The organism is Micrococcus sp. R8502A1 (genome assembly GCF_006704135.1).
Lineage (GTDB): Bacteria > Actinomycetota > Actinomycetes > Actinomycetales > Micrococcaceae > Micrococcus > Micrococcus luteus.
In genome coordinates this window covers 1-8458 of sequence record NZ_VIGS01000074.1, presented here as the reverse complement: position 1 = coordinate 8458, position 8458 = coordinate 1, and the positions used below count along the sequence as shown (strand labels likewise).

Below are 8458 nucleotides of genomic sequence, written 5' to 3'. Positions count from 1 at the left end.
TAGTGTCGTCTTGTGTAGGGCAAAAACGAATGGTAGGCGTCGTCTGAAGCGTATAAGAGAGGGGATCGACGACGTCGGGCGGGTCCCCACTGTAGTGGGCCGGGCTGGACGGGCCCCGGGAGAGTTCCCGGTCAGGCGCGCCGGTCGCCGTCCACGTGGAAGGCCAGGTCCTCGACGCCGGGGAAGGACTCGATCTCCTGGAACGCGTCCCAGGCGTCGCTGTCCGCCTCGGCGTCCGCGGGCAGGGTCACCGTCAGGGCGCCGATCTCCCCGTCGATCACCTGCAGGCGCAGCTCGAGCTCGTGTCCTCCGGCGGATCCGGAGGCGAAGCGGCCGCGGACGGGCCAGACGCAGTCGTTCGGCACCGCGCGCCGGACGTCGTCGTCGGTCTGGACGACGAGCGGCACCCAGTCCGGGACCTCGCCGGCTTCACGGATGGCCTCGGCCACCGATGCGACGGTGCGCGCGTGCGGCAGCTGGGAGCGCAGCGCCTCAGCCCCGGGCAGGTCCCGGCCCTCGGCCAGCGCCGGGTCGAGCAGGGTCTCGAGCAGCACGCGCACCTCGACCGGCAGCTCGGCGGTGGCCTCCGGCTCGACCTCGTCGACCGGGTCCTCGTCCAGGCCGGCGGGTCCGGTGACGGCGAGTTCGACGGCGTCGCGGCGGGTCCGGCGGGCGTCCTCGTTGGCCAGCAGCATCGCCAGGGAGGCCGCTGCGGCCAGCGCGACGCGCGGGGCGGGGACGCCGACCCGCTGGAGCCCGCGCACCAGGGCACCGTCGATCCGGTCGTTCAGGCCGGTGGCACGCAGCGTGACCGCCGCGACCGCGCCGCCGACGGCCAGCCCGCCGAGCCCGCGCAGGGCACGCGCGGCGGGGGAGGGGGCCACCTCGCCGTCGGCGATCGCGGCGGTGTGGAGGGCGTTGGCGGTCTCGGCCGCGAGGACCGTGCCGCTGACGGCGGCCTCGAGCTCTGCGAGGGCCCGACGCTCGCGCCCTCGGCGGGCGTGCGGATCCAGCAGGGTGAGCCCGCCGACCGCGGCCGCCGCCGCCAGCCCGTAGAGCCGGCCGCCCGGGGCGAGGGCGCGCTGGCGCAGCGCGGGGAAGACGGCCTCGACGCCGTCGACGGGAACGGACGACGCCGAGTGGTGGACCTCGCCGGGGGCGGAAGGGGCGGGGGAGGGGAGCTTCATGCCCCCAGTGTGGCGCACCGCCCGGCTCAGGACGAGTCAGCGGCCCACGTGCGCGCTCAAGCGGAGCGCAGGCCGCCCTGCCACAGGGCGGCGAACGGCGTGCGGCCCTCCACCGCCTGCGCGATGCCGGCTCGCACGAACTCCTTGGCGCGGCGCGCGGCCTCGAGCGTGGTGGCACCCTTGGCCAACTCGGCGGTGACGGCGGCGGCGAGCGAGCAGCCCGCACCAGAGACGCCGGACTGGCCGATCTTCGGGGCGGAGAGCACCTCCACGGTGTCCCCGTCCACGAACACGTCCACGGCGTCCGGGCCGGGCAGGTGCATCCCGCCCTTGGCCAGGACGGCCGCGCCGGAGATCTCGTGGATGCGCCGAGCGGCCGCCGTCAGGTCCTCGACCGAGCGCACGGTCATGCCGGAGAGCTGCTCCGTCTCGAAGTGGTTCGGGGTGGTGAAGGTGGCCAGCGGCAGCAGCTCGGCCTTGAGCGCCTGGTCCGTGTCCAGGGCGTGGCCCGGCTCCTGGCCCTTGCAGATGAGCACGGGGTCCAGGACCACGTGGTCCCACTCGGCGCGGCGCAGGGCCGCGGCCGAGGTGCGGATGACCTCCGGGGAGCCCTGCATGCCCAGCTTCACGGTGCGCAGCCGCTCCGGGTAGTCGCCCTGGATGGCGTCGAGCTGCTGCTGGAGGATCTCGGTGGGCACGGGGAAGAAGCGGTGGTTCCAGTCGTCCTCCGGGTCGAAGGAGACGATGCAGGTCAGCGCCACGATGCCGAAGACGCCGAGTTCCTGGAACGTCTTGAGGTCGGCCTGGGCGCCGGCGCCGCCGGTGGCCTCGGACCCGGCGATGGTCAGGGCGAGCGCGGGGGCGGAGGCGGAGTGCTGGGGGGAGTGAGCGGTCTGGGGCATGCGCCCATGGTAGGACCGACCCCGGACGGGAAGCGCCCGACGGCCGGCGGTGTTCACCGGGGAACGAGGGTCCTCGGACCCGGAGCGTCCGCCCGGGCGCCCCGAGCGACCCGCGAAGGACGGGGACGGACGTGCTCGAGTTCCTCACCGGCACGGGCCTGGCCACCTCGGCCGGGCTCAACGCCTACATCCCCCTGCTCGCCCTGGGTCTGCTGGACCGGTTCACGGGGCTCGTCGACCTGCCCGCGGGGTGGACGTGGCTCTCCGCCGACGCCTCCCTCTGGATCCTCGGCGCCCTGCTCGCGCTCGAGCTCGTCGCGGACAAGATCCCCGGGGTGGACGCGGTCAACGACGTCGTCCAGACGGTCGTGGGAGCCGACACGGTCACGGTGGGGGCCGCCGCGCCCGTGCTCTCGGCGGCCGAGGACGTCTCGGCGGCCGGCCTCGTCGCGGCCGCGCTGTTCCTGCCGGTGCTGGTCGCCGTGCTGGTGGTCGCCGTCGTCGTGGGCCTGTGGCTGCTGGCCCGGCGGTTCCGCGCGCGGCGGACGCGAGGCCGTGCCGCGGCCGTGCCGGGTGGACCAGAATGGACGGCATGATCCTCATCAACCTGAAGTTCACCGTCCAGCCCGAGCGTGCCGACGAGTGGATGGACGCCGTCGCGAAGTACACCGCGGACGTGCGCTCCGAGCCCGGCAACCTGTTCTTCGAGTGGTACCGCCCGGTGGAAGGCGGCCCGAACGAGTACTTCCTGCTCGAGGGGTTCACGGACGAGGGTGCGCAGGCCCACGTCGCGTCCCCGCACTTCCAGGAGGGCCTGGACGCGATGCGCCCGCTGCTGGCGAGCACGCCCCAGATCATCTCCGAGCAGGTCGGTGCGGAGGGCTTCGGCCCGATGGGCGAGCTGCAGATCGACTGAGCCCGCCCCCGGCCGGAGGAGGCGACGGCGCCCGCGTCACGAGCGTGACGCAGGGCGCCGTCCCTGTATCCGGGGTCACACCCTGGCTACGGTGAGCGCATGAGCGCCGAGCAGAACAGCATCCAGACCCCCGGCTACCGCGCCGCCCACGTCCCCGCCGGCCAGGATCTCGGTCACCGCTGGTCCACCCGCGAGGCCGATCACGACGATCCGGCGGACCGCCGCGCCGTCCGCCAGATCGCCGAACTCGCCTTCGCGTCCACGGCCGAGGCCGACCTCGTCGAGGAGCTCGCCGGCGGCGCGGAGGGCTGGCTGCCCCAGTACTCCCTCGTGGCCATGACGGCCGCGATCCCCGGCACGGACCTGCAGTCGGACCCGATGGGCTACGGCACCCTGGTCCGGGCCCACATCGACGACGCCGAAGTGCTCGCCCTCGCCCCTCACGGCGTCCTGCCCGAGCATCAGGGCGAGGGCGCCGGCACCGCGCTCGTCAACGCCCTGCTGCAGAAGGCGCAGGCCGACGGCGAGGAGGTCGTGGTGGTCTACGGCTGGCCCGAGTACTACGCGAAGTTCGGCTTCCACCGGGCCTCCGAGCACGGCGTGCACGCGGCCTTCGCCCGGCAGCCCGAGGCGCTGCAGGTCCTCACGCTCCAGGACGGGGCCGAGGTGCCGGCCGGCGAGTTCCGCTACCCGCCCGCGTTCGGGGCGGAGAACGCGCAGGTCGCCGGCCGCTGAGGGCGGGGCGTCAGCCCAGGAGTCGGCGCACGGCGGCGAGCGTTCGTTCGGCCTCGGCCGGCTCGGCCGTGAGCCGCGCGATGACCTCCGCGAGGTCCGCGCGCAGGCCGGCCTCGGCGTCGTCGGCCGGGGCGTGGAGCCACGCCCGCAGGGCGCGGTTGTGGACGGCCACCACGGCCGCCGCCAGCCCGACGGCGACCCCGCCGCGCGCGGGCGTGTCCGGCAGGGCCGTGGCGAGCCAGCCGGAGAACAGCTCCGTGTAGCGGTGCGAGGTGAGCAGCTCGCGCGTGCGCAGCGACTGGGAGCCGCGCAGCAGGCGGGAGCGCGCCCGGGCCCGGTCCGGATCGGCGGTGTGATGCCGGAAGACCTGGAGGACCGCCTCCTCCAGGGCCTCCCGCACGCCGAGGGAGGTGCCGCGCAAGAAGTCGTCCAGGCGGGCGAGCAGCGCCGCGTGGTCGGCGAAGACCACCTCCTCCTTCCCGCCGAGGTGGCGGAAGAAGCTGGCCCGGCTCATGCCGGCCTGGCGGGCGAGCTGGTCGGCCGTGACGGCGTCGTAGCCCTCGCGGTCCAGCAGGTGGATCAGGGCGGTGAGGGTGTCCTCGGCGGGCGTCGTCATGCGGGCCATGGTGCCACGGGCGCGGAGAGGAGGTGAGACTGCGTCTGATTCTGTGAGATGGCGTGTCAGTCGGTGTAGGGTGATGACGGACACACCCATCTCTCCGACCCCGCCCGGGAGGCCACCATGACCGAGACCCTGCCCACCGTCGAGCCCGAGTACGACGTCGCCACGCCGCTGGACACCGACTTCTACCTCGCGCTCGCGGACGTCTCCGACGCCGAGAAGGACGTGTGGCGTCGGGCCCGCGCCTTCGCGCTCGAGCCGGACGTGCTGCCCCGGATCCGGGAGGCGTGGGACCGTCACGAGTACCCGCTCGACCTCGTGGCCCGCCTGGGCCAGGCCGACCTGCTGCGCGACGGCGTCCCCGTGGACGGGCTGCCCGAGATCTCCCGCGTGGCCGCGGGCCTGGCCATGATGGAGCTCTCGCGCCTGGACGGCTCGATCGCCACGATGACGGGCGTGCAGGGCGGTCTGGCCATGCGCTCGATCCAGCTGTGCGGCAGCGAGGAGCAGCGCGCCGAGCACCTGCCGGCCATGGCGCGCGGCGAGCTCTACGGCGCCTTCGCGCTCACGGAGCCGACCCACGGCTCCGACTCGGTCTCGCTGGAGACCCGCGCCGAGCGCGTCGACGGCGGCTGGCGGCTGCACGGGCACAAGAAGTGGATCGGCAACGGGGCCGCCGGCGGGGTGACCGTGGTGTGGGCGCGCAGCGCCGAGGACGAGAAGGTCCGCGGGTTCATCGTGCGCCAGGAGTCCGAGGGCTACACGGCCGAGGTCATCAAGGGCAAGGTCGCGCTGCGGGCCATCGACCAGGCCCACATCACCCTCGACGGCGTGTTCGTGCCCGACGCCGACGTCCTGCCCGAGGCCCGCTCCTTCAAGGACACCTCCCGCGTCCTCTTCGCCACGCGCGTGGGGGTCGCGTGGTCCGCCCTCGGGAAGGCCGTGGGCTGCTACGAGGCGGCGGTGCACTACGCGGGGCAGCGCGTCCAGTTCGGCCGACCGCTGGCCGCCGCCCAGAGCGTGCAGACCCGCCTGGCCGAGATGCTCTCCCAGCTCACCCAGGTGCAGCTGCTCGTGCTGCGTGCGACCCGGCTCGAGGACGAGGGACGGCTCACCGGGCCGATGGCGTCCATGGCCAAGTACTCGGCGACGCGCGCCGCGCGGTCCATCGCCGCGAACGCGCGCGACCTGCTCGGTGGCAACGGCATCCTCATCCAGAACGAGGTGGCCCGCCACTTCGCGGACATCGAGGCGATCCACACCTACGAGGGCACCGAGACCGTGCAGGGGCTGATCATCGGCCGCGAGATCACGGGGGTCGGCGCGTTCGTGTGAGATGACGCGAGCGGGGGCGGCGGCGTGAGCCAGAGATTTCTGCTGGTGCGCACGCCCCCCTGCCGCCGATTCGTCTGGCTCGGCGGCCGATTCATCTGGCTCACGCAGGCAGAGGGAGCCGCAGGTGGGCGGCGAGGTCGCGCAGCAGGGCGTCGAGGCCGCGCCGAGTGACGACGCTGGCGGTCACGCGCAGCACGATCCACCCCTCGGCCTGCATCCGGCGGTCGCGCTCGATGTCACGGCGCCACTGCCGCGGGTCAGTCCGGTGATGATCGCCCTCGTACTGCACGCAGACGCGGGCCTCGCGCCACACCAGGTCCGGCCGGACGGTGGACCCGTCGCTCAGCATCAGCAGCGGATTCACCTCCGGCTCCGGCACACCCGCGTCGGCCAGCGCCAGCCGCAGGAGTGTCTCGGCCCTCGAATCCGCGCCGTTCCTGAGCAGCGGCAGGGCCGCTCGCAGGGTCCGCGTCCCTCGCCGCCCACGGACCCGCAGCACCTCCGCCTCCAGATCACGCACGGTGCACCGTGGATGCTCGCCGGGGCGACGCCGGCCCGCCGGGCCGTCAGTCCGTTGCAGCAGGCTGTCCCCGGCGGCGACGACGTCGGCCAACGGCAGGCCCAGCTGCGCCAGCGCCGCCCAGGTGGCGGCCGGCGTCGTGATCCGCACCCCGGCACGCACCAGCACGGGGTCCTGCGGGTGCAGTTCATGCCCGACGACGCCGCTGCGGCGCGGCGCCCCGCCCTCGGCCCGCGTGCGCGCCAGATGGATGGGGCCGCGTTCCCACTGCCGCGGCAGCCACATCCCCCAGAGGCGAGCGGCGGTGGCGTGGGTGGCCGCGGTGCCGGGGTTCGTCCGCTGGAGGGCGCGGACGACGTCGGCCAGTGAGGGCTGACCCCCGGCGGTGTGCCGCAGCCCGTGGTGCGGGGCGTCGAATCGGGGGCCGCGCAGCTGCGAGGCCGTCAGGCCGGCCTGCAGCCCCGCGGCGACCGGGAAGACGGGGCTGGGGGCGGCGTCGTGGTGCGGAGGAGGGGCGACCATGCCGCCAGCCTCCCCTTCCACCAGCGGACCCGGCGCCGCGACCGCGAGGGCCGTGGAGGGCGAGCTGCGCCCGCGGCCCTGTGCAGGAGCCGCTGAATCGTCTGGCTCACGTCCCCCACGCGTCCGCGCGGCGCTGAGCCAGACGAATCGGTCGTGACAGCCCCCTCAGAACAGCAGAAACGTCTGGCTCGCGCCCGTCGCAGCGTGCTGGCTCCCCCCCCGCAGCGTGCCGGCGCACCCAGCACCCCTCAGCCCTTCGGGGCGTAGTACCGGCCGAGGGTCTCGGCCTTGAGCTCGGCGAGCGTGCCATCCTGCATGGCCGCGCGGATCCGGTCCACGAGCGAGACCGTGAACCGCTCGTTGTGGATGGAGAGGAGCGTGTGCGCCACCATCTCCTTCGCCTTGAACAGGTGCCGCAGGTACGCGCGGGAGTAGTGGGCGCACGTATAGCAGTCGCACTCGGGGTCCAGCGGGCCGAAGTCGCGGCGGTACTTCGCCCCGGGCAGGTTGTAGCGCCCGTCGCGGGTGTAGAACGCGCCGGTGCGGGCCACACGGGTGGGGGAGACGCAGTCGAAGGTGTCGGCGCCGTTCTCGACGGCGGTGAACAGGTCATCGGGTTCGGAGATGCCCAGCAGGTGGCGCGGCTTGTCCTCGGGCAGCTCCTGCGCGCACCAGCCCACGATGGTCCCGAGGTTCTCCTTCTCCAGGGCCCCGCCGACGCCGTAGCCGTCGAAGCCGGACGCCACGCCGTCGAGCTCCCCCGCGGCCGGGAACTCGGCCCGCATCGCCGCGAGGTCGCGGCAGGCCTTGCGGCGCAGGTCCTCGTACTGGGCGCCCTGGATCACGCCGAACAGCGCCTGGTACGGCCGCGCCGCGCGGACCCCGGTGAGGCGGGCGTGCTCGTCGAGGCAGCGCTGGGCCCAGCGGCGGGTGCGCTCGAGCGCCTCCTCCTGGTAGCCGCGGGAGTTGTGCAGGGTGGTCAGCTCGTCGAAGGCGAACATGATGTCCGCGCCGAGGTTGTGCTGGATGCCCACGGACACCTCGGGGGTGAACCGGTGTCGGTCCCCGGTGAGGTGGGACTTGAACCAGACGCCGTCGTCGTCGACGTTGGCCAGGCGCTCCTTGCCGGGGGCGACGGCGTCGTCGGCGCCCTGCCCCTCGGGCGCGCCGGGGCCCTTCATGTCGATGACCTTCTTGAATCCCGAGCCGAGGCTCATCACCTGGAAGCCGCCCGAGTCCGTGAAGGTCGGCCCGGGCCAGTTCATGAACGCGCCGAGGCCGCCGGCCTCGTCCAGGAGGTCGTCACCGGGCTGCAGGTACAGGTGATACGCGTTGGCCAGCAGCGCCTGCGCGCCGAGCTCCGCCATGGACTCGGGCAGCACCGCCTTCACCGAGGCCTGCGTCGCGACGGGGATGAACGCCGGCGTCTGGATCCGCCCGTGCGGGGTGGTGATGACGCCGGTGCGGCCCAGTCCGGCGCCGTCCGCAGTGGTGGGCGCCCCGTCCGCGGCCTCGGCCCGATGGGTCACCTCGAAGCCGAAGTGGGAGGGGCTGTCTCTTATACACATTCTGACGCTGCCGACGATCGCATAAAAAAAAAAAAAAAAAAAGGAGAGAGTCATGGCGTAAAGATATAGCATAAGCAATATATAAACTACGAGGAAGAAAGATACTGGGGAGGATAGATGAGTGATGGCTACAGATGACGAGAAGAGATGA

The 8458-nt window shown here is 73.4% G+C and carries 9 protein-coding genes; 4 read left to right on the top strand and 5 right to left on the bottom strand.

Annotation, left to right across the window (positions count from 1 at the left end):
* Positions 1-131: 131 nt before the first annotated feature.
* Together FLM69_RS10575 and FLM69_RS10570 are read right to left on the bottom strand one after the other, a co-directional pair.
* On the bottom strand, positions 132-1187 hold the full coding sequence (locus tag FLM69_RS10575; protein ID WP_020624819.1) for a hypothetical protein: 1056 nt from the start codon (positions 1185-1187) through the stop codon (positions 132-134).
* Positions 1188-1243: 56 nt separating this feature from the next.
* A complete protein-coding gene (locus FLM69_RS10570; protein ID WP_020624820.1) occupies positions 1244-2089 on the bottom strand; it encodes a hydroxymethylpyrimidine/phosphomethylpyrimidine kinase in 846 nt (281 codons plus the stop codon).
* A gap of 131 nt (positions 2090-2220) precedes the next feature.
* Here FLM69_RS10570 and FLM69_RS10565 point away from each other — a divergent pair, with 131 nt between their 5' ends.
* The 3 genes from FLM69_RS10565 to FLM69_RS10555 all read left to right on the top strand — a co-directional run bounded on the left by FLM69_RS10565 (position 2221) and on the right by FLM69_RS10555 (position 3740).
* Positions 2221-2685: a DUF4126 domain-containing protein gene (locus FLM69_RS10565; RefSeq protein WP_044659066.1), complete on the top strand. Its 465-nt coding sequence runs from the start codon at positions 2221-2223 to the stop codon at positions 2683-2685.
* Positions 2682-3005: a putative quinol monooxygenase gene (locus tag FLM69_RS10560; RefSeq protein WP_010079505.1), complete on the top strand. Its 324-nt coding sequence runs from the start codon at positions 2682-2684 to the stop codon at positions 3003-3005. The genes FLM69_RS10565 and FLM69_RS10560 overlap by 4 nt, the downstream gene beginning before the upstream one ends.
* 99 nt (positions 3006-3104) lie before the next feature.
* Positions 3105-3740, top strand: a complete 636-nt coding sequence (locus tag FLM69_RS10555; protein WP_044659065.1) for a GNAT family N-acetyltransferase — start codon at positions 3105-3107, stop codon at positions 3738-3740.
* Positions 3741-3750: 10 nt separating this feature from the next.
* Here the strand turns inward: FLM69_RS10555 and FLM69_RS10550 are convergent, their stop codons facing one another.
* A complete protein-coding gene (locus FLM69_RS10550) occupies positions 3751-4356 on the bottom strand; it encodes a TetR/AcrR family transcriptional regulator (protein ID WP_036384906.1) in 606 nt (201 codons plus the stop codon).
* Between the two features lie 126 nt (positions 4357-4482).
* Between FLM69_RS10550 and FLM69_RS10545 the strand changes: the two genes are divergently transcribed.
* Positions 4483-5697 carry an acyl-CoA dehydrogenase family protein gene (locus FLM69_RS10545; RefSeq protein WP_020624825.1) on the top strand — a complete coding sequence of 405 codons (1215 nt, stop codon included), beginning with the start codon at positions 4483-4485 and terminating at the stop codon, positions 5695-5697.
* 100 nt (positions 5698-5797) lie between these two features.
* Here FLM69_RS10545 and FLM69_RS10540 read toward each other — a convergent pair whose 3' ends face one another.
* Together FLM69_RS10540 and tgt are read right to left on the bottom strand one after the other, a co-directional pair.
* Positions 5798-6739 (bottom strand): endonuclease domain-containing protein, encoded by a 942-nt coding sequence (locus tag FLM69_RS10540; protein ID WP_063189937.1) that lies wholly within the window; start codon positions 6737-6739, stop codon positions 5798-5800.
* Between the two features lie 248 nt (positions 6740-6987).
* Entirely contained in the window at positions 6988-8307 is a 1320-nt protein-coding gene (gene tgt, locus FLM69_RS10535; RefSeq protein ID WP_141844172.1) for a tRNA guanosine(34) transglycosylase Tgt, read from the bottom strand.
* Positions 8308-8458: the final 151 nt, after the last annotated feature.

Coding starts and splice junctions, on each gene's coding strand:
- tgt (WP_141844172.1), bottom strand. CDS start 8,307: ATGTGTATAAGAGACAGCCCCTCCCACTTCGGCTTCGAGGTGACCCAT.
- FLM69_RS10555 (WP_044659065.1), top strand. CDS start 3,105: ATGAGCGCCGAGCAGAACAGCATCCAGACCCCCGGCTACCGCGCCGCC.
- FLM69_RS10570 (WP_020624820.1), bottom strand. CDS start 2,089: ATGCCCCAGACCGCTCACTCCCCCCAGCACTCCGCCTCCGCCCCCGCG.
- FLM69_RS10550 (WP_036384906.1), bottom strand. CDS start 4,356: ATGACGACGCCCGCCGAGGACACCCTCACCGCCCTGATCCACCTGCTG.
- FLM69_RS10560 (WP_010079505.1), top strand. CDS start 2,682: ATGATCCTCATCAACCTGAAGTTCACCGTCCAGCCCGAGCGTGCCGAC.
- FLM69_RS10545 (WP_020624825.1), top strand. CDS start 4,483: ATGACCGAGACCCTGCCCACCGTCGAGCCCGAGTACGACGTCGCCACG.
- FLM69_RS10540 (WP_063189937.1), bottom strand. CDS start 6,739: ATGGTCGCCCCTCCTCCGCACCACGACGCCGCCCCCAGCCCCGTCTTC.
- FLM69_RS10575 (WP_020624819.1), bottom strand. CDS start 1,187: ATGAAGCTCCCCTCCCCCGCCCCTTCCGCCCCCGGCGAGGTCCACCAC.